General features: G+C 56.9%; 12 protein-coding genes, 2 tRNA genes, 3 rRNA genes and 3 pseudogenes. 12 read left to right on the plus strand and 8 right to left on the minus strand.

The annotated features are described in order from the left end of the window. The first annotated feature begins 381 nt into the window (after positions 1 to 381). From ACL0K2_RS10510 to ACL0K2_RS10540, 7 genes and pseudogenes are all read left to right on the plus strand, one after another. Complete coding sequence (locus ACL0K2_RS10510) at positions 382 to 1167, plus strand: type VI secretion system ImpA family N-terminal domain-containing protein (protein ID WP_413044354.1); 786 nt, start codon at positions 382 to 384, stop codon at positions 1165 to 1167. Continuing rightward, a pseudogene (locus ACL0K2_RS10515) lies at positions 1145 to 1801 on the plus strand (PP2C family protein-serine/threonine phosphatase); the annotation flags it as partial. The gene ACL0K2_RS10510 and the pseudogene ACL0K2_RS10515, both read left to right, overlap by 23 nt. Continuing rightward, positions 1798 to 2346 (plus strand): annotated as a pseudogene (locus ACL0K2_RS10520) (protein kinase domain-containing protein); the annotation flags it as partial. The pseudogenes ACL0K2_RS10515 and ACL0K2_RS10520, both read left to right, overlap by 4 nt. A 31-nt stretch (positions 2347 to 2377) precedes the next feature. Beyond that, positions 2378 to 2914: a hypothetical protein gene (locus ACL0K2_RS10525; RefSeq protein WP_413044355.1), complete on the plus strand. Its 537-nt coding sequence runs from the start codon at positions 2378 to 2380 to the stop codon at positions 2912 to 2914. A 47-nt stretch (positions 2915 to 2961) separates the two neighbouring features. After that, positions 2962 to 4833, plus strand: coding sequence for a di-heme-cytochrome C peroxidase (locus tag ACL0K2_RS10530; RefSeq protein WP_413044356.1), 1872 nt, complete (start codon positions 2962 to 2964; stop codon positions 4831 to 4833). A 21-nt stretch (positions 4834 to 4854) separates the two neighbouring features. Continuing rightward, a complete protein-coding gene (locus tag ACL0K2_RS10535; protein WP_239609603.1) occupies positions 4855 to 6021 on the plus strand; it encodes a catalase family protein in 1167 nt (388 codons plus the stop codon). 78 nt (positions 6022 to 6099) lie between these two features. Next, positions 6100 to 6396: pseudogene (locus tag ACL0K2_RS10540) on the plus strand (chromosome partitioning protein ParA); the annotation flags it as partial. Positions 6397 to 6831: 435 nt separating this feature from the next. On the opposite strand, the gene rrf reads toward ACL0K2_RS10540, so the two are convergent. The 6 genes from rrf to tyrS all read right to left on the minus strand — a co-directional run bounded on the left by rrf (position 6832) and on the right by tyrS (position 13827). Beyond that, positions 6832 to 6947 (minus strand): 5S ribosomal RNA (rrf, locus tag ACL0K2_RS10545). A 154-nt stretch (positions 6948 to 7101) separates the two neighbouring features. Continuing rightward, positions 7102 to 9992 (minus strand): 23S ribosomal RNA (locus tag ACL0K2_RS10550). A gap of 253 nt (positions 9993 to 10245) precedes the next feature. Next, a tRNA-Ala gene (locus ACL0K2_RS10555) sits at positions 10246 to 10321 on the minus strand. Between the two features lie 30 nt (positions 10322 to 10351). Further along, positions 10352 to 10428 (minus strand) — tRNA-Ile (locus tag ACL0K2_RS10560). Between the two features lie 91 nt (positions 10429 to 10519). Continuing rightward, positions 10520 to 12056, minus strand: a 16S ribosomal RNA gene (locus ACL0K2_RS10565). The 16S, 23S and 5S rRNA genes sit together here with 2 tRNA genes alongside, the layout of an rRNA operon. A gap of 565 nt (positions 12057 to 12621) precedes the next feature. Continuing rightward, a complete protein-coding gene (tyrS, locus tag ACL0K2_RS10570) occupies positions 12622 to 13827 on the minus strand; it encodes a tyrosine--tRNA ligase (RefSeq protein WP_045160569.1) in 1206 nt (401 codons plus the stop codon). 186 nt (positions 13828 to 14013) lie between these two features. On the opposite strand from tyrS, the gene ACL0K2_RS10575 reads away from it, so the two are divergent. Both ACL0K2_RS10575 and ACL0K2_RS10580 read left to right on the plus strand, forming a co-directional pair. Continuing rightward, the gene (locus ACL0K2_RS10575; RefSeq protein ID WP_239610278.1) at positions 14014 to 15420 is read left to right on the plus strand and encodes an OapA family protein; all 1407 of its coding nucleotides are present in this window, start codon (positions 14014 to 14016) and stop codon (positions 15418 to 15420) included. After that, complete coding sequence (locus ACL0K2_RS10580; protein ID WP_239610265.1) at positions 15420 to 16511, plus strand: anhydro-N-acetylmuramic acid kinase; 1092 nt, start codon at positions 15420 to 15422, stop codon at positions 16509 to 16511. The genes ACL0K2_RS10575 and ACL0K2_RS10580 overlap by 1 nt, the downstream gene beginning before the upstream one ends. An 84-nt stretch (positions 16512 to 16595) precedes the next feature. Here ACL0K2_RS10580 and erpA read toward each other — a convergent pair whose 3' ends face one another. Beyond that, a complete protein-coding gene (gene erpA / locus ACL0K2_RS10585) occupies positions 16596 to 16946 on the minus strand; it encodes an iron-sulfur cluster insertion protein ErpA (RefSeq protein ID WP_014851496.1) in 351 nt (116 codons plus the stop codon). 142 nt (positions 16947 to 17088) lie between these two features. Continuing rightward, entirely contained in the window at positions 17089 to 18123 is a 1035-nt protein-coding gene (gene argC, locus ACL0K2_RS10590) for an N-acetyl-gamma-glutamyl-phosphate reductase (protein ID WP_239610264.1), read from the minus strand. Positions 18124 to 18258: 135 nt separating this feature from the next. Here argC and hemJ point away from each other — a divergent pair, with 135 nt between their 5' ends. The 3 genes from hemJ (at position 18259) to ACL0K2_RS10605 (ending at position 20726) form a co-directional block, all read left to right on the plus strand. Then, positions 18259 to 18687, plus strand: a complete 429-nt coding sequence (gene hemJ / locus ACL0K2_RS10595) for a protoporphyrinogen oxidase HemJ (RefSeq protein ID WP_045160566.1) — start codon at positions 18259 to 18261, stop codon at positions 18685 to 18687. A gap of 20 nt (positions 18688 to 18707) precedes the next feature. Beyond that, entirely contained in the window at positions 18708 to 19682 is a 975-nt protein-coding gene (locus ACL0K2_RS10600; protein WP_413044357.1) for an NAD(P)H-dependent flavin oxidoreductase, read from the plus strand. Positions 19683 to 19790: 108 nt separating this feature from the next. Next, positions 19791 to 20726 carry a DUF805 domain-containing protein gene (locus ACL0K2_RS10605; protein WP_413044358.1) on the plus strand — a complete coding sequence of 312 codons (936 nt, stop codon included), beginning with the start codon at positions 19791 to 19793 and terminating at the stop codon, positions 20724 to 20726. The last annotated feature ends 16 nt before the right edge of the window (positions 20727 to 20742 follow it).

A 20742-nucleotide genomic window follows, 5' to 3' on the forward strand; every position in this document is an offset into this window, starting at 1 on the left:
ACGGTTGTTTTGCTTTTCTTGGGCGAGACTGAGTTTTCTATAGGCCCGCGCCTCTTATTATCCGCGCTTCTTATATATGAAGGCGGCGAAACGGCCGCAATGTGGGCATCAATTAGCTGTACGAGCGAACGACCATAGCCGCGAGCCTGAGTTCACTCAAAAATTGCGCTAAGAAGCTAACCAGCACTCATTATTGGATGCCTACCCCGCTCTGCCGCCATCGCAACGCCCTAGTTGTAAACTGCTTCACAGTCCTCCTGATCTATCCTGCCTAGCATTCGCACTTCATTGGCGTGCGGGTATTGCACGCAGCAAGTCGTTGCGCATGAAGCGCGCCCTGCAGCAGCAATGCATAAAAGCAGGTTTCAGTTGAGTCATGGAATGACGTTTTCTAGCAAGCTAGCCGTTCAGGTTCTGGCGGCAGCAAAATCTCCAATCACAGCGTCCTGCTTTGCAGGCGACGATATTCGCTACGCTGCAGAGTACGAGCTCCTGGAGCAGGAGTTAGGCAAGGCAGCTTCCTTGCACGCCGCCGGGGCCGTCGACTGGGAAGCTATGCGCGCAGGTAGTGAAAGCCTGCTAAGTACCCAGACGAAAGATCTACGAATCGCCGCATGGCTGACTTGGAGCCTGTATCAACGCGACTCGTTTCTCGGGCTGCATGCCGGCCTGGCCATGCTCGGCTTCTTCTGCCGCGATCACTGGGAAGATATCCACCCTCGCAAGGACCGCACTCGCGCTGCTGCAATCAATTGGCTGGTCCCCCGCATGGAACAGGTGCTTGCCGACCATGTGCCAATGGGCGAGCAACTGCCTCTATTCGAGCAGATCGCGATCGAACTACGCAGCCTCGAAAGCTGCCTAGCGACACGCCTGGGATCCCAAGCCCCACTTCTTTTACCGCTATGTCGCCGACTCGAGGAAATGGTCAAGCGAGCCGGCGCTGCCCATCCGCAGCCAGGCGCTGTCGGCGCCGCTATCGCCCAGGTCAAGCAGGCGGCAGTGCAGGTGTTCACCGCCACCACACCGGTTGAGCATGAGAAAGACGCCCACAAGAGCCTACGCAGCCTGCAGGATCAGGCCCGACCGCTTTGTAGCTGGTGGCTGAAGCAGAAAGCCACAGACCTCAGGCCACTGCGCCTAAGACGCCTTCCTCGACCTCCCTGAGCAAGGCTTGTGGGCGGTCGCCGATGGCATGGGTGGCCATCACAACGGTGCATTGGCCAGCCGCTTGATCGTTGAGCAACTGGCCGACTTACCGAAAGGTAGCCTGACCGAACGGTTGGCCAACCTGCGGCGCTGCCTGCATGACCTGAACCACCGGCTCGGGCAGGAGTTGACCGTCACCGCTGATCGTCCAGACCCGGTGATTGGCAGCACCGTGGTCGCACTGCTGATGGAGAATAATCGCGCCGCCTGCGTCTGGGCCGGCGACAGCCGCTGCTACCTCTGGCGTGGCGGTCGCCTGTATCAGCTTTCGCGCGACCACTCACTGCTGCAACAACTGATCGACGAACAAAACCTAAGCCCGCAGGAGGCTGCACGCCGCCCCGCTGCGCATGCGCTCACTCGCGCTGTCGGTGCCAGCGAGCATCTGGTGCTGGACATTCTTGAGTTCGATGTCTATCCAGGCGACGCCCTGCTGCTGTGCAGCGATGGCCTCTACCAGACTCTATCGCCGGACGCACTGGGTGCAGCGCTCAATTCGCCGTCGCCGGCGCTTGCGCTGCAACGGCTGTTCGACCTGGCCATGGACGGTCCGGCGCGGGACAACCTCAGCGCCGTGGTGGTACGCCGATGAACGAGCCCATAGGGGCCGAGCCGGCTTCGGACCTGACCTACTTCGCCTTCGCCTCCACGGCTGCCATGCCTGGCACTCCGACGTCGTCGGCCACCCATACCAACGAGTTGCCGCAGGTATTAGGCGGTCGCTACCGAATTGAACGACTGCTCGGCGTGGGCGGCATGGGAGCCGTCTACCGCGCCCGGGACCTGCTACGTGAACAGTTCGGCGACCCGGAGCCCTACATTGCGCTCAAAACCCTGAACGATGAGTTCGCCGAGTACCCCGACGCCCATGCGCTGCTTTATACCGAGTTCGCCCTGACCGCACGGCTTAGCCATCGCCATGTCGTACGGCTGTTCGGCTTCGATGTGGACACAGCCAGCCAGAGAGCTTTTATCACCCTTGAATTGCTCAAGGGTCCGACCCTCGACCAATTGCTCAGCGAGCGCCCTGGTGGCCTCGCCTGGGACGAGCTGCGCGAAATCGCCCTGCCGCTGATCGAAGCGTTGGCCTACTCCCATACTTACCCTTATGGCGTCAGCCAAGGGAGGCTACTACCCGACCGGCGAGAATGGCCTATGGCATGGCGGCGTGCATTTCGACGACGGCACTGCAGCCGAGTTCGATCAATCGAGCGTGCGCTGCATCGCTGATGGAGAGGTGATCGCCTATCGCATCGACGAGCACTACCCCGTCAGCGAGTTTACGGACGAGATCCCGCTGATCAAACGCGCGCCGTTTTCGCCGGGGTTCGTTCTGGTCAAGCACAGCCTACAGGCACCACCACTACGCAATGCCGACGGCCGCATCGATGATCGGAGTATCCCTCCAAACCTGACCCTCTACAGCTTGTATATGCACTTGCTGGACTGGCCGGGCTACCAGGCGCAGCCAGACCTGCCGCGCCCCGCCTTCTGGGAAACGAGAAGCTATACCGTCAACACGCAGAATCAAGGTTTGAGCGTCCGTGCGGGTCCGAGCAAGAACGCCGCCAAGCTTTCCGAGCTGTCCAGGGGAGCCGAAGTTGCCATTGGCGAAACGCAAGGCGAATTCAGCAAGCTGGTCAGCCTCATCGTGACAAGCTGTGTAAACCAAAACAGAAAGCGCCATATTGCCAGCGCTCTTTAACCCTGCCATAAACGCGCATTCGCCATTACCGTTACAAGGATGTACCAATGCGACTAGTGCGACGTGTCCTGTTGGCTGTTTTGTTGCTGGCTGCGCTGGTGGTCGGGGCTGGGTTGTATTTTGTGGCCTATCCCAACCTGCCTGACTATGAGGCGCCCAAGGTGCTTCGCTACCTCGACCAATGGAGCGAGGCAGACCGGCAAACCTATTACTACACGCCACAAGGCACCCAGGTTAAAGGCCTGGAATACGACTGGTTCGGAGCGCTGGAGCTACCGCTCAGTAGAGCCAAATTCGCGGCACCCGACTACCTGGCCCGCTTCGGATTTCTGATCGATCCCACACAGAAGGCCACTGCACTGAACCCTGGCAATCTTCCGGTCGGCTTTGCCCGACATGAAGATGACGAGACAGGAAGAGCCTACCTGGACGTCAGCTGTGCGGCGTGCCACACCGGCGAGCTGCGCTACAATGGTCAGGCCATACGCATCGACGGCGGCGCGGCGATGCACTCACTGGCGTCGACCGTACCGACTTTGCGCGGCGGGTCCTTTGGCCAGGCGCTCGGCATGAGCATGGCATTTACCTACTACAATCCGCTCAAGTTCCGCCGTTTCGCTCATGAGGTGCTGGGTGAGAACTACGAGCGTGATCGTAGCCAGCTGCGCCGGGATTTCAAGCAGGTGCTCAATCGGCTGCTCGGCACGGCCTACAACGACTGGCATCGTGGACTCTACCCGACCGAGGAAGGCTTCGGCCGCACCGATGCCTTCGGGCGCATCGCCAACACAACCTTCGGTAACGCCATTGACCCGGTCAACTACCGCGTCGCCAACGCCCCGGTTAGCTATCCGCAACTCTGGGATATCTGGAAGTTCGACTGGGTTCAGTGGAACGGCTCGGCCATGCAGCCTATGGCGCGCAACATTGGCGAGGCACTGGGCGTGGGTGCGCGACTGCAATTGCTGCACGAAGATGGCCAACCGGTTCCCGAGGCCGAGCGTTATGCGTCCGGCGTGCGTGTACGAGACCTGCATAGGCTTGAAACGACCCTGATGCAGCTGACCCCGCCACGCTGGCCTGAAGAGGTGCTGGGCCAGGTCGATCTCCAGCAGGCGAGCCAGGGACGCGCGCTGTACTGGGAAAACTGCGCGCACTGTCACGACGCCAAGCCCAAACCGGCCGACAAGCGCTTTGCTCCAAGCCGTGAGCCGGAGTGGCGCATGCCAGTCGTTGCGACCTCTTTCGTTGGTACCGACCCGACCACAGCCGACAACATTGCCGACAATCGCTTCGATCTCACCCGTTTGGGCTGGAAGCAGGAGGAGCTGAATCGGCTGGACGTCCGTCTGTTCGGTAAATCGGCAGGCGAACTGGACCTGAGGAAGGTTTCTAGCGCTAAGGGACTGGCCTATATCACTGCTTACGTCAGCGACCGCGCATATCGCGACGCGGGCATCACGCCGGAAGAGCGGGCCGAATTCGATGGCTTCGGGCTGCCGATCGGGGTGCAGGAAGTCCGCGGTTATAAGGCGCGCCCGCTAGACGGCATCTGGGCGACGCCTCCTTTTCTACACAACGGCTCCGTGCCAACCCTGTTCCAGCTGTTGTCGCCCGTCGCCGAGCGGCAAAAAACCTTCTGGACCGGTAGCCGAGAATATGACCCGCGGCATGTCGGCATCCGCACCGAGCGCTTCGAGGGCGGGTTCCTGCTGGACACCTCGATCATCGGCAATAGCAATCGCGGTCATGAATTTCGTGCTGGATGCCGCGGCAACGGCGTGATTGGTCGTGCCCTTGAGCCGCACGAACGCTGGGCTCTGGTGGAATACCTCAAGGTATATGGTGATCCGCGCTTCGAGCCTCTGCTGAGCGACATTCCACCCCGCCGTTACAATCCTGGCCCGGCCTGCCGCTGATCAGCGCATAAGGAGTTACACATGTTTACACGGTTCTGGCTCTGGCTCGGGCGCCTGCTCAGCCGACTGCTGGTCGCTTTGATCGCGCTCGGCGTGACCGTCTGGGCAATCAGCTTTGTCTTTTACCATTTCAAATACAGCGGTCCAGTTCCGACCGAAGAGATGGTCGCGCCCGACGAAGCCTCCGACACGCAGGCGATCATCGAGAACGCTATCGCGGTGATCGAGCAGCATCGAGACAACACTCGCGTGCTTCGTGACGCACACGCCAAAGCGCATGGCTGCGTTAAGGCCGAGGTGAGGGTACGTGAAGATTTGGAGAGCGCGCTGCGCCAGGGTGTATTCGCGGAGCCAGGCAAAACCTGGCAGGCCTGGGTGCGGCTCTCCAACGGCAACGCTTATCCTCAATTCGACCGGATCAAGGACGCCCGCGGTATGGCTATCAAACTGCTCGATGTGCCAGGCGATAAGCTCACCCGCGACCCGCACCATGCCGGGGAGCAGGACTTCGTGATGTTCAACCATCCGGTGTTCTTCGTACGCGACGTCGCAGAATATCGCAGCAACTTTGCAGCTCAAGCCGAAGGCAAAAAATTGTTGGCCTTCTTTCCGAGTGCCGACCCACGCAGCTGGGAACTGCGCCACCTTTATATCGCGTTGGAGACACTCGCACCGGCACCCGAGAGTCCAGTCGCGACCACCTACAGTTCAGTGGCGCCATACAAGCTCGGCCCGCACAACATCAAGTACCGCGTAATCCCCACCCCCGAGCATTGCCCGGACTACCGTCTGCCAGAGCAGAACCGCGATCTACCGAACTTCCTGCGCAGTGCGCTCTACCAGCAATTGTCGCTGGACCGCGCGCCAGCCTGTTTTCAGCTTCAGGTTCAGCGGCAGAACGCAGACCATTACATGCCGATTGAGGACACCAGTATCGAATGGGACGAGTCAGTTTCTCCGTTCGAAACGGTTGCCGATATCCGCCTCCCTGCGCAGGACTTTGACAACCCCGAACAGAACCTTGCCTGCGACAATCTTTCGTTCAACCCTTGGCATGCGCTGCCAGCGCACCGGCCGATAGGTGGCATCAACCGACTGAGGAAGACGGTCTATGAGGCGATCAGTGCTTACCGAGCAGAGCGAAATGGTTTTGGCCAGCTAGGTGCTAACCAGGAAACGCCGCGTTGACGCGCTTTCTCAAGGCTGCTTGAACTCAAGAATCTGCGAGACCGTTTTACGGTTCAGCTTTGCTCGTAAGCACTTGAAAAACAGGTGGGCCGTATCCGACTCCCCATTATCTGGACGAAGCAGCTGACATTGACGAGCGTAAACCAGCAGGCACTCATCGAAACCAGCCTGCAACTCGGCTTCGTGCCGATTCTGGCCTCGGTGAAGCCGCAGGTGTCGGCACATGTGGCTATCGACCTGGAAGGCGGTAGCAGCCCGGCCGGAATCTATATCGACGAAGCGGATTGGAAATTCATTAAGCGCCGTGATCAGGCTGAGGCATCGATCGCCGCCTCTGATCCAAAAGCCGTGAAAGAGGTCGAGCCGGTTAGCTGAACGCGGTGGTCGAGAGCTGACCAGTCTGCTGCCGGTGGCGCAGGCTGGCGCCAGCCGAAACGGCCTTTTCTATCGCCTCTAGTCCAAAGCTATCTCATACGCAAGAGTGCGGTTTGCCCGTAGCCATGAGTCTCCTCCCAAACGGTGTGACGATCCGCATTGATCGTCGCTCCGCCACGCATCGATTGTCGTCGAGCGCGTCTATCTCAACAGCCGCTTCTTCTAGCCTGCCAGTTCCTCGGCATTGGTGATTCACAGAGCCAGATAGCTCGATGCATGAGCGGCTTGCTGCTATCGCAGCCAGCCTGCCCGGATCCAAAGCCGTAACTCTTCTCGCTAGGCCAATGCTACCGGAGCCCCAAAGCCCAGCGAGTTTTCCCGCGCCCAAAGACAAACCCCCGGTCATCTTTCGATGATCGGGGGTTTGGTGTAGAAGCTTGACGATGACCTACTCTCACATGGGGAGACCCCACACTACCATCGGCGATGCGTCGTTTCACTTCTGAGTTCGGGATGGGATCAGGTGGTTCCAACGCTCTATGGTCGTCAAGCAATTCGGTTGGGGAGTCGGTGTTCAGTCGCTTCCCCTAATTGGGTATGTGATGGTGTTGCTGTATTGGTTTCGCTTGCGAGCGATGCGTCTTTTCGGTTTGTTTGTCGACTTCAACCGTCTGACACGCAAACATCAAATTGTTTGGGTGTTATATGGTCAAGCCTCACGGGCAATTAGTATGGGTTAGCTCAACGCCTCACAGCGCTTACACACCCCACCTATCAACGTCGTAGTCTTCGACGGCCCTTCAGGGAGCTCAAGGCTCCAGTGAGATCTCATCTTGAGGCAAGTTTCCCGCTTAGATGCTTTCAGCGGTTATCTCTTCCGAACATAGCTACCCGGCAATGCCACTGGCGTGACAACCGGAACACCAGAGGTTCGTCCACTCCGGTCCTCTCGTACTAGGAGCAGCCCCTCTCAAATCTCAAACGTCCACGGCAGATAGGGACCGAACTGTCTCACGACGTTCTAAACCCAGCTCGCGTACCACTTTAAATGGCGAACAGCCATACCCTTGGGACCGGCTTCAGCCCCAGGATGTGATGAGCCGACATCGAGGTGCCAAACACCGCCGTCGATATGAACTCTTGGGCGGTATCAGCCTGTTATCCCCGGAGTACCTTTTATCCGTTGAGCGATGGCCCTTCCATACAGAACCACCGGATCACTAAGACCTACTTTCGTACCTGCTCGACGTGTCTGTCTCGCAGTCAAGCGCGCTTTTGCCTTTATACTCTACGACCGATTTCCGACCGGTCTGAGCGCACCTTCGTACTCCTCCGTTACTCTTTAGGAGGAGACCGCCCCAGTCAAACTACCCACCATACACTGTCCTCGATCCGGATAACGGACCAGAGTTAGAACCTCAAAGTTGCCAGGGTGGTATTTCAAGGTTGGCTCCACGCGAACTGGCGTCCACGCTTCAAAGCCTCCCACCTATCCTACACAAGCAAATTCAAAGTCCAGTGCAAAGCTATAGTAAAGGTTCACGGGGTCTTTCCGTCTAGCCGCGGATACACTGCATCTTCACAGCGATTTCAATTTCACTGAGTCTCGGGTGGAGACAGCGCCGCCATCGTTACGCCATTCGTGCAGGTCGGAACTTACCCGACAAGGAATTTCGCTACCTTAGGACCGTTATAGTTACGGCCGCCGTTTACCGGGGCTTCGATCAAGAGCTTCGCTTGCGCTAACCCCATCAATTAACCTTCCGGCACCGGGCAGGCGTCACACCCTATACGTCCACTTTCGTGTTTGCAGAGTGCTGTGTTTTTAATAAACAGTCGCAGCGGCCTGGTATCTTCGACCGGCATGAGCTTACGGGGTAAACCCTTCACCCTCACCGGCGCACCTTCTCCCGAAGTTACGGTGCCATTTTGCCTAGTTCCTTCACCCGAGTTCTCTCAAGCGCCTTGGTATTCTCTACCCAACCACCTGTGTCGGTTTGGGGTACGGTTCCTAGTTACCTGAAGCTTAGAGGCTTTTCCTGGAAGCATGGCATCAACCACTTCTCCTTCTAAAAGAAGGATCGTCATCAGTTCTCGGCATTAAGATCCCGGATTTACCTAAGACCTCTGCCTACCACCTTAAACTTGGACAACCAACGCCAAGCTGGCCTAGCCTTCTCCGTCCCCCCATCGCAGTAACTAGAAGTACGGGAATATTAACCCGTTTCCCATCGACTACGCTCTTCAGCCTCGCCTTAGGGACCGACTCACCCTGCGTCGATTAACGTTGCGCAGGAACCCTTGGTCTTTCGGCGTGCGAGTTTTTCACTCGCATTGTCGTTACTCATGTCAGCATTCGCACTTCTGATACCTCCAGCAAGCTTCTCAACTCACCTTCACAGGCTTACAGAACGCTCCTCTACCGCTCAACTTACGTTGAACCCGTAGCTTCGGTACCTGGTTTGAGCCCCGTTACATCTTCCGCGCAGGCCGACTCGACTAGTGAGCTATTACGCTTTCTTTAAAGGGTGGCTGCTTCTAAGCCAACCTCCTAGCTGTCTGAGCCTTCCCACATCGTTTCCCACTTAACCAGGATTTTGGGACCTTAGCTGACGGTCTGGGTTGTTTCCCTTTTCACGACGGACGTTAGCACCCGCCGTGTGTCTCCCGTGCTGACACTTGCTGGTATTCGGAGTTTGCATCGGTTTGGTAAGTCGGGATGACCCCCTAGCCGAAACAGTGCTCTACCCCCAGCAGTGATACACGAGGCGCTACCTAAATAGCTTTCGAGGAGAACCAGCTATCTCCGAGCTTGATTAGCCTTTCACTCCGATCCACAGGTCATCCGCTAACTTTTCAACGGTAGTCGGTTCGGTCCTCCAGTTAGTGTTACCCAACCTTCAACCTGCCCATGGATAGATCGCCCGGTTTCGGGTCTATTCCCAGCGACTAGACGCCCTATTAAGACTCGCTTTCGCTACGCCTCCCCTATTCGGTTAAGCTCGCCACTGAAAATAAGTCGCTGACCCATTATACAAAAGGTACGCAGTCACCTAACAAAGTAGGCTCCCACTGCTTGTACGCATACGGTTTCAGGATCTATTTCACTCCCCTCTCCGGGGTTCTTTTCGCCTTTCCCTCACGGTACTAGTTCACTATCGGTCAGTCAGTAGTATTTAGCCTTGGAGGATGGTCCCCCCATATTCAGACAAAGTTTCTCGTGCTCCGTCCTACTCGATTTCACTTCTAAGATCCTTTCGCGTACAGGGCTATCACCCACTATGGCCGCACTTTCCAGAGCGTTCCGCTAAAATCAAAGAAGCTTAAGGGCTAGTCCCCGTTCGCTCGCCACTACTAAGGGAATCTCGGTTGATTTCTTTTCCTCAGGGTACTTAGATGTTTCAGTTCCCCTGGTTCGCCTCACACACCTATGTATTCAGTGTGTGATAACCATCTTATGATGGCTGGGTTCCCCCATTCAGACATCTCCGGATCACAGTCTGTTTGCCGACTCCCCGAAGCTTTTCGCAGGCTACCACGTCTTTCATCGCCTCTGACTGCCAAGGCATCCACCGTATGCGCTTCTTCACTTGACCATATAACCCCAAGCAATCTGGTTACTGTCTATAACGTGAAGACGACATTCGCCGAAAATCCGCATTTTGCTCTCTCGAGCATCTCGCAAATTTTACCTTGACTTGAATAATCACCAGTGAAAGTAATTACCCAAATCTACTTCTATCACATACCCAAATTTTTAAAGAACAGTTACTGGCGCAAAGACCAGAAATCAATACACTCCTCTAAGGAATCTATTCATTTCTGTGCTTTCAAGCGATGTCGAGGTAATGGTGGAGCCAAGCGGGATCGAACCGCTGACCTCCTGCGTGCAAAGCAGGCGCTCTCCCAGCTGAGCTATGGCCCCATCTACAGATCGGCCACATCCCATGACAATTGGTGGGTCTGGGCAGATTCGAACTGCCGACCTCACCCTTATCAGGGGTGCGCTCTAACCAACTGAGCTACAGACCCAATCGTCTCTCTCGGGTCGAAACCCAATCGCTTTTCGCTAGTGAATCAAGCAATTCGTGTGGGAACTTATGAAGAAGCTGAAGTCTTCGATTAAGGAGGTGATCCAGCCGCAGGTTCCCCTACGGCTACCTTGTTACGACTTCACCCCAGTCATGAATCACTCCGTGGTAACCGTCCCCCCGAAGGTTAGACTAGCTACTTCTGGAGCAACCCACTCCCATGGTGTGACGGGCGGTGTGTACAAGGCCCGGGAACGTATTCACCGTGACATTCTGATTCACGATTACTAGCGATTCCGACTTCACGCAGTCGAGTTGCAGACTGCGATCCGGACTACGATCGGTTTTATGGGATTAGCTCCACCTCGCGGCTTGGCAACCCTTTGTACCGACCATTGTAGCACGTGTGTAGCCCAGGCCGTAAGGGCCATGATGACTTGACGTCATCCCCACCTTCCTCCGGTTTGTCACCGGCAGTCTCCTTAGAGTGCCCACCATTACGTGCTGGTAACTAAGGACAAGGGTTGCGCTCGTTACGGGACTTAACCCAACATCTCACGACACGAGCTGACGACAGCCATGCAGCACCTGTGTCAGAGTTCCCGAAGGCACCCCTCCATCTCTGGAAGGTTCTCTGCATGTCAAGGCCTGGTAAGGTTCTTCGCGTTGCTTCGAATTAAACCACATGCTCCACCGCTTGTGCGGGCCCCCGTCAATTCATTTGAGTTTTAACCTTGCGGCCGTACTCCCCAGGCGGTCGACTTAATGCGTTAGCTGCGCCACTAAGATCTCAAGGATCCCAACGGCTAGTCGACATCGTTTACGGCGTGGACTACCAGGGTATCTAATCCTGTTTGCTCCCCACGCTTTCGCACCTCAGTGTCAGTATTAGCCCAGGTGGTCGCCTTCGCCACTGGTGTTCCTTCCTATATCTACGCATTTCACCGCTACACAGGAAATTCCACCACCCTCTGCCATACTCTAGCTTGCCAGTTTTGGATGCAGTTCCCAGGTTGAGCCCGGGGCTTTCACATCCAACTTAACAAACCACCTACGCGCGCTTTACGCCCAGTAATTCCGATTAACGCTTGCACCCTTCGTATTACCGCGGCTGCTGGCACGAAGTTAGCCGGTGCTTATTCTGTCGGTAACGTCAAAACAGCAAGGTATTAGCTTACTGCCCTTCCTCCCAACTTAAAGTGCTTTACAATCCGAAGACCTTCTTCACACACGCGGCATGGCTGGATCAGGCTTTCGCCCATTGTCCAATATTCCCCACTGCTGCCTCCCGTAGGAGTCTGGACCGTGTCTCAGTTCCAGTGTGACTGATCATCCTCTCAGACCAGTTACGGATCGTCGCCTTGGTGAGCCATTACCTCACCAACTAGCTAATCCGACCTAGGCTCATCTGATAGCGCAAGGCCCGAAGGTCCCCTGCTTTCTCCCGTAGGACGTATGCGGTATTAGCGTTCCTTTCGAAACGTTGTCCCCCACTACCAGGCAGATTCCTAGGCATTACTCACCCGTCCGCCGCTGAATCAGGGAGCAAGCTCCCTTCATCCGCTCGACTTGCATGTGTTAGGCCTGCCGCCAGCGTTCAATCTGAGCCATGATCAAACTCTTCAGTTCAATACTGCTTGGGTTTTGAGAAAACCCTAAACCTGGCTCAGCAATCGCAAATCTCTTCTCCTAAAAGAAGAGCACTCAATGATTTCTCGTTGAGTACATTGTGATGCTGATAATCTTGCTGACCATCAGTCTTACCTCACAAGCACCCACACGAATTGCTTGATTCAGTTGTTAAAGAGCGTTTCGATCAAGTCTTTCGTCTCAACCGAGGCCGCGCATTCTACAGCAGCCTTGTTTCTCGTCAAGCTGTTTTTGAAGAAGTTTTTCTTTCTTCTCAACCGCTTGCGCTTCCGATCAACCTAGCGCCTCTCGTCAGCGGGAGGCGAATCATACAGCGTCCAAAACCGCTGTCAACCACCTCTTTCAACCGCTTCCGATCAACCCGACCGAAGCGCCAACAGGACTCAACCTCCACCCTGCCAGCCCGGCGCATTCTACTCGAATCCGCCTTCCGTGCAAGCCTTTATTCTAGCTAAGTACTTGATTTGCAAGACGTTTCGCCAAAGGCCTGCGCCGGAGAAGGTGCGCATTATAGGCACTCACAAAACCACGTCAACGGTTGTTTTCAGTTTTGTTCAGCCTTGAGCGAAACCCGCCCAAAGGACTTCTTGCCCGCCTGGCACACGTGCGTACTACCAAGCCTAACGATAAAGGTTCGATCAACGACGTCGCCATCCACCCGAACCCCGCCCGAGGCCAGCAGATCACGAGCCACTGCCGCGTTCTTTACAAGGCCCGCTCGATTCAACACCGAAGAGATGGGCATATCTTCGGCAGATTGCAGTTCGATCTCGGGAATATCTTCAGGAAGCTCGCCCTCTTTCATTCTATTACCCGCCGATCGGTGAGCTGTCGCGGCGGCCTCCTCGCCATGGAAACGAGCCACGATCTCCTCGGCGAGCTTGATCTTGATGTCGCGCGGATTCGCGCCACGCGCCACGTCCGCCTGAAACTCTTCGATTTCAGCCATGTCGCGAAAACTCAACAACTCGAAGTAACGCCACATCAGTACATCCGGGATCGATACCAGCTTGCTGTACATAACACCCGGCGCTTCCTGGATCCCAACATAGTTGCCAAGTGACTTGGACATCTTCTTCACACCGTCCAATCCCTCAAGAAGAGGCATGGTGACAATGCATTGAGACTCTTGCCCATAAGAACGCTGCAGCTCACGCCCCATCAGGAGGTTGAATTTCTGGTCCGTCCCACCAAGCTCCACGTCCGCGCGTAGCGCAACGGAGTCATACCCTTGAACCAGCGGGTAGAGGAATTCGTGAATCGCTATAGATTGATTGGTCGAGTAGCGCTTACTGAAATCATCTCGCTCCAGCATACGAGCTACGGTGTACTGCGAGGCGAGACGAATGAAGTCCGACGGGGTCAGCTGATCCATCCAGGACGAGTTGAAAGCGACTTCAGTCTTGGTCGGATCAAGGATTTTGAATACCTGGTTCTTATAGGTTTCTGCGTTTTCCAAAACCTGCTCACGCGTCAAGGGAGGCCGCGTTGCGCTCTTGCCGCTCGGGTCACCGATCATCCCGGTGAAATCGCCTATAAGGAAGACAACTTGATGCCCCAGGTCCTGGAACTGACGCAGCTTATTAATAAGCACCGTGTGCCCAAGATGAAGGTCCGGGGCTGTTGGATCGAAACCAGCCTTGATTCGAAGTGGAAGGCCGCGATTGAGTTTGCTGACCAACTCCGCCTCGACGAGCACTTCGTCAGCGCCCCGCCTGATCACCGACAACTGCTCTTGAACCGACTTCATTGGAGGCCCCATACCAGGAAATAAAGGGGGTCAACCTTACAAGAACGCCGGGAAAATTCAACGGCAGCGAATGTGAACCAACAGGTGGGGACAGGAATTCAGGGTTGCCTCAACAGCACTTTGGTTATATTTTAGACAGATATTTTCTCTGTACAAAATATCGCCAAGACATTCTCTAGATATCTAATGACCTATTCAAAATCGAAAGCCCCTCTCTACCCGAAGAGCCATCTCCTGGCTGCAAGCGGTGTAGCTGCGCTTCTGAGCCTGGCACTTCTTGTATTTCCATCCCGAGAAGTCGAAGCGAAAAAGACCTTTCTCGATCTTAGCCTCGATACCGCCGCAGAGCTCGCAACCGTAAGCGAAGAGCCTCTCGTAAGCGATGTCTCGGAGACGCCGTTCGCTTCGATCGAAAACGCTGACGAGCCTGAGTTTCAGGTATCGCTGCCCGAGCCGAAACAAGACGAAGAAAAAGCCGTCGAGGCAAAGCCTCTCTCGAAAGAAGTGGTCGTTGCCAATGGAGATACGCTATCGACCGTATTCGCAAAAGTAGGCCTGCCGCAATCCACAGTCCATGAGGTACTGACAAGCAGCAAGGAGGCGAAGCAGCTTGCGCACCTCAAAGTTGGTCAGCGTCTCGAGATCGAACTGGATGAGCAAGGCAACCTGGCTCAGCTGCGCAGCCCACTGAACAAACTGGAAAGCGTGCACCTAGAGCGGTCTAGCACAGGCTATGTATTCAAGAAAGAACAACTCAAGCCGGACGTCAGCACCGCCTACGCCTTCGGCCAGATAGAAAGCAGCCTGTTTCTTGCCGCCAAGCGCGCAGGCCTCAGCCATAACCTCACGATGGATCTAGCCAACGTGTTCGGTTACGACATCGACTTCGCCATGGATATACGCAAAGGCGACTCGTTCGAAGTCATCTACGAGCAGAAGACCGTTGCCGGTGAGAAAGTCGGAACAGGGAACATTCTCGCGGCCCGCTTTACTAACCGAGGCAAAAGCTACACCGCTGTTCGCTATACCAACAAGCAGGGTGGCAGCAGCTACTACACAGCCGATGGTAAAAGCATGCGCAAGGCTTTCATTCGCACGCCAGTGGATTTCGCCCGCATCAGCTCACGCTTTTCAAACGGTCGAAAGCATCCGATCCTGAACAAGATCCGTGCCCACAAGGGTGTGGACTATGCCGCGCCACGGGGCACGCCTATCAAGGCCGCCGGTGACGGTAAAGTGCTCCTAGCGGGCCGCAAGGGCGGATATGGCAACACCGTGGTGCTTCAGCACGGCAACCGCTACCGTACGCTTTATGCTCATATGCAGGGCTTCGCCAAAGGCGTGCGCAACGGCTCAGCGGTCAAACAAGGTCAGATTATCGGCTATATCGGCACGACAGGCCTGTCCACCGGCCCGCACCTGCACTATGAATTCCAAGTCGACGGTGTGCACGTCGATCCACTGGGGCTAAAACTCCCCATGGCGGACCCGATTGCAAAAAACGAACAACAGCGCTTCATGCAGTTGAGTAAGCCCCTGATGGCGCGCATGGATGAAGAACGGGCGACCATGCTGGCCATGAAGGGCGAGTAATGCCGCGCTATATCGGGGTCATGTCAGGTACCAGTCTGGACGGCCTGGACTTTGCCTTGATCGAGCAGAACGAGCGGACGACCCTGCTTGCCACGCATTACGAGCCGATGCCTTCGCAGTTGAAGCAAGACTTGCTCGACCTGTGCTCTAGCGGCCCGGACGAACTAGCCCGAGCCGCGATGGCAGAGCAAGCCTGGGCTGAGTTGGCAAGCGATGGGATACAGAAATTGCTCGGCAAGGCGCAGACCGACGCAACAGCCATTCGTGCCATAGGCAGTCATGGGCAGACGGTACGGCATGAGCCGCAACGCGCCTTCACTATCCAGATCGGGCACCCCTCGCTGCTGGCGGAGTTGACAACCATCAGCGTAGTAGCTGATTTCCGGCGGCGCGACATGGCCGCCGGCGGCCAAGGGGCGCCCTTGGTACCAGCGTTCCATGAGGCGATGTTCAGCGATGCAGCTCGCGCCAGAGCGGTGCTCAATATCGGTGGATTCAGCAACCTCAGCCTGCTTTGCCCCGGTAAAGCGACGCGTGGTTTCGATTGCGGGCCAGGCAATGTGCTGCTCGACGCCTGGACCCAGCGCCACCAGAATCGTCCCTACGATCGAAACGGGGATTGGGCGTCAAGCGGCAGTGTCAACCCCCGATTACTCACAGCACTTCTCAGCGACAACTTCTTCGCCACCCAAGGACCGAAGAGCACGGGACGAGAGCTGTTCAACCTGTCCTGGCTGGATGCCCACCTCACCTCGTGTACCAGCGTTGCCCCAGAAGATGTCCAGGCTACCCTGCTGGAGCTGACCGCCCGCAGTATCTGCGATGCATTGCTTGCCACCCAACCCGAGACAAAGGAAGTATTGGTTTGCGGCGGCGGCGCGCACAACACTGCGCTGATGCATAGATTGCAAGCACTAGTGCCGGAATGCCAAGTGACCAGCACCGCAGAGTACGGGGTAGAGCCAGACTGGATAGAAGCCATGGCTTTTGCCTGGCTGGCGCATTGCTGCCTCGAAGGCATCGCTGCCAACCGACCTAGCGTGACAGGAGCACGAGGGCCTCGCGTTCTGGGCGCAATCTATCCCGCCTGAATCTGCGATGCTCATTGCGTACGAGTACAAACAAAAACACCGCGCCTCGGCGCGGTGTTCTTGTTTCAGTTCAGCAAAGCGTTTTCAGATCGAGAAGGACTGACCGCAACCGCAGGTTGTCGTGGCATTCGGATTCTTGATGACGAAGCGAGACCCTTCCAGTCCTTCCTGATAGTCGACTTCAGCGCCAGCCAAATATTGGTAGCTCATCGGGTCCACCACAAGGCTCACACCCTCACGCTCAATGATAGTGTCATCTTCTGCCAAATCCTCATCGAAGGTGAAGCCGTACTGAAAACCAGAGCAACCGCCACCCGTAACGAAGACGCGCAGCTTCAGCCGCGGATTCCCTTCTTCATCGACCAGGCTCTTCACCTTGCTCGCGGCACCCTGACTGAACTGAATCGCGGTGGGCGTGAAGGACTCGACACTCATTTGGTTCTCCTGGCGCGGGAGCGCACATTACTGCGTTGACGCCGCATTATCGGCTTCTCCTACGAAACTGGTCAACTATTCATCAGACACCGATTCCATAGAAGCGGTGCTCTTCCGAGCAGCGAGCCTGACGTCCGCCATTTCAGGGCAGCAGCGCCGCGTTAGCCAGGCCAAGCCGCTCATCCAGGCCGAAGGCGATGTTCATATTCTGCAGTGCCTGACCGGACGCGCCCTTGACGAGGTTGTCGATGACCGACAGCACCACCACCAGATCCCCGCCTTGAGGACGATGAACCGCGATACGGCACATGTTGGCGCCACGCACGCTACGTGTCTCAGGGTGGCTGCCTGCCGGCATGACATCGACGAACGGCTCATTGGCGTAACGCTGCTCGTAAAGAGCCTGCAAATCCACAGAGGTGTCAGCAACGGTCGCGTACAGCGTGGCATGGATGCCGCGAATCATTGGCGTCAGGTGCGGCACGAAGGTTAGCCCGACGTCTCCCCCCGCTGCGCGGCGCAGCCCCTGGCTGATCTCAGGCAGATGGCGATGCCCCTTGACCGCATAAGCCATCATGCTTTCACCCGCCTCGGTGAACAAAGACCCTATCTTCGCCGCCCGACCGGCGCCGCTGACACCCGACTTGCAATCGGCGATCAGTCGCGATGTATCGGCCAAGCCATTTTCTAGCAATGGTAGGTAGCCAAGCTGGGTCGCGGTCGGATAACAGCCAGGAACGGCAATCAGCCGGGCGCCCTTGATCCGCTCGCGGTTGACTTCTGGCAGGCCATATACGGCCTCTGGCAGTAGCCCTGGCGCGCCATGCGGCTGCCCGTACCACTTAGCCCATTCATCGGCGTCCTGCAAACGGAAGTCCGCAGACAGGTCGATGACTCGAGTGCCCGCGTCCAAAAGCTCTGCCGCCAGCGCATGGGCAACGCCATGGGGAGTCGCAAAGAAGACCACATCGCAGGCGCCCAGCGTCGAGGTGTCCGGCACGCTAAAGGCCAGTTCATCGTAATGGCCGCGCAGGTTCGGAAACATATCCGTCACCTTGACCCCGTTCTCGGAACGAGACGTGATCACCGCGACTTCGGCCTGGGGGTGTTGTGCCAACAGACGCAGCAGCTCAACCCCGGTGTAGCCTGTGCCGCCAACGATTCCGACCTTGACCATGAGCTGCCTCGCGCATTGAAACGATAAAGAACGCTGATGATAAAGGTGCCTGCCTCCAGGGCCAACCACCTAGATGACGCGCGGGGCCCCAAGCCTCTACTATCAGTCGGACTCTGAAAACCAAGGAACCCTCGAATGCTCTATCTCTGGCTGAAAGCCCTGCACATCGTTGCGATCGTCTGCTGGTTCGCCGGGCTGTTCTATTTGCCGAGGTTGTTTGTGTATCACGCCATGAGCGAGGACGCGACCAGTCGCGAGCGATTCAGGGTCATGGAGCGCAAGCTCTATCGGGGGATCATGATGCCCTCGATGATCGCCACGCTGCTTTTCGGGATAGGCATGATCGCTTTGAACCCCGCATTGTTCAGCAGCGGCGGTTGGCTACACGCCAAACTGGCACTGGTCGTCCTGTTGATCGGCTATCACCACGTTTGCGGCGCGCAACTGAAGCGCTTCGCGCGCGACGAGAACACCCGCAGCCATGTCTTCTACCGCTGGTTCAACGAATTTCCCGTGTTACTACTGCTGGCCATCGTCATTCTCGTGGTCGTCAAACCGTTCTGAACCTATTGAAGGAACCTGTCATGTCACTGCCAGCCCTCCTCGAAAAACGCCTGCGCCTGCCTTTGGTCGCCGCCCCGATGTTTCTGGTGTCCAATCCAACGCTGGTTACCGCATGCTGCCGTAGCGGCATCGTAGGCAGCTTCCCTGCTCTGAATCAGCGGGAAAGCAGTGGATTTCGAGATTGGCTGCTGGAGATAGACCAGCAGCTGTCGGGCCTGCACGCAGCCGCGCCATACGCCGTCAATCTGATCGTGCATCACAGCAATCCCCGCCTACAGGCAGATCTTGCGATCTGCGTTGAGCAGCAGGTCCCAATCGTCATCACCAGTCTTGGCGCCGTGAAGGAAGTGGTAGACGCCGTCCATGGCTACGGCGGCCTGGTCTTTCACGACGTCACCACACGCCGGCACGCGGAAAAGGCCGCCGAAGCCGGGGTCGACGGTCTGATCGCAGTTGCCGCCGGCGCTGGTGGCCACGCAGGCACCTGGAGTCCGTTTGCGTTGATTGCCGAAATTCGTCAGTTCTTCGACAAAACGTTGCTGCTCTCAGGCTGCCTCAACCACGGCCACGAAATATTCGCAGCGCAGCTGCTGGGCGCGGATCTCGCCTACATGGGGACGCGTTTCATCGCCACCCGCGAGAGCCAGGCCTCGGATGAATATAAACGAATGCTGCTGCAGGCCCACGCAGCGGATATCGTCCACACCGCCGCAGTTTCAGGCGTGCCGGCGAGCTTTCTGCGCCAGAGTCTGCAACAGGCTGGCTACGACGAAGCGCGCCTGAACGGCACGGGGAAAATGAACTACGCGGAAAAACTCAAACCTGTCAGTGATGAGGCAAAGGCATGGAAGACCGTCTGGTCGGCTGGGCAGGGCGTGGGCGAGATACATGATCTACCGAGCGCCGAAGAGCTGATCGCCCGCCTGGATCGCGAATACCGGGCCGCCCATGGTCAAGCCGCACAGCTCTCACAACGCTGGCTGCGGCAACCGTGACGCGCATCTCATTTCGCATCACCGCCATGCCCAGCTCTCCGCTGCAACTTGTTGGCGGCACAGCAGCGCTTTAGGCTTTAGCTAATCCCCTGGGAACAAGGATGTTGCATGAGTGCCGACCATTACCGAATCGTCTTCGATGGCGAGCTCGAACCAGGAATGTCAGCCGACACCGTCAAGAGTAACCTGGCCAGACTGTTCAAGAGCGACGCCGACAAGGTCGAACGTCTCTTCAGTCGCGGCTCGGTCAATATCAAGCGAAATCTGAGTGCGCTCGAAGCCGATCGATACCTGGAGGCGTTGCTACGTGCCGGAGCGCGGGCCCGCAAGGAGCCGGAGGCAAGCAAAGGTTTAACGCTGAGCCTCATTGACGACGCATCGACATTGTCAAGCCAGCCCTCAACGACTGCCGATCAGATGGAATGTCCCAAGTGCGGGCATTCGCAGCCAACCGCCATCCAGTGCGGAAGCTGTGGTGTAGTTATTCAGAAGTATTTGGCACGCCAGGCGCAGCAGGCCGAAGCATTAAAACAGGGCGAAATTCTCGCTGCGGCACAACCCTACGCCCCACCCCGAGCTCAGGTTGGCGAACCGACACCGGAGTACGGCGAGCTCAAGGTCTTTACCGTACAGGGCCGGATTGGGCGCTTGCGCTACCTCGCATGGTCAATGGCGCTGATGGCCGCAGTGCTCGGGTTATTCCTCATTGCAAGCATGGCGTCAGCCGTTTCCGAGATACTCGGATGGATACTCATCGGAGTTGTTGGCCTGGGCTTCCTGTTCATCAGCACACAAATCTGCGTGCAGCGTCTGCATGATATCGGGTGGTCCGGCTGGCTCATACTGCTCAATCTGGTACCGATAGTCGGCAATCTATTTTCACTGGCAATGCTGCTGATGCCGGGCAACGACGGCATGAATCGCTTCGGCCCGCCGCAACCACCAAACAGTAGAGCGGTAAAACTTCTCGCCTCGCTCTGGCTACTCGTGCCCGTCATTGGCATCCTGGCCGCTATTGCCCTGCCGGCATATCAGCAAACGTAATAGAAGCGAGCGCTTA

Origin of the sequence: Pseudomonas sp. YJ42 (genome assembly GCF_047225135.1) — a bacterium.
In the GTDB taxonomy this organism is placed as follows: Bacteria; Pseudomonadota; Gammaproteobacteria; order Pseudomonadales; family Pseudomonadaceae; genus Stutzerimonas; species Stutzerimonas stutzeri_E.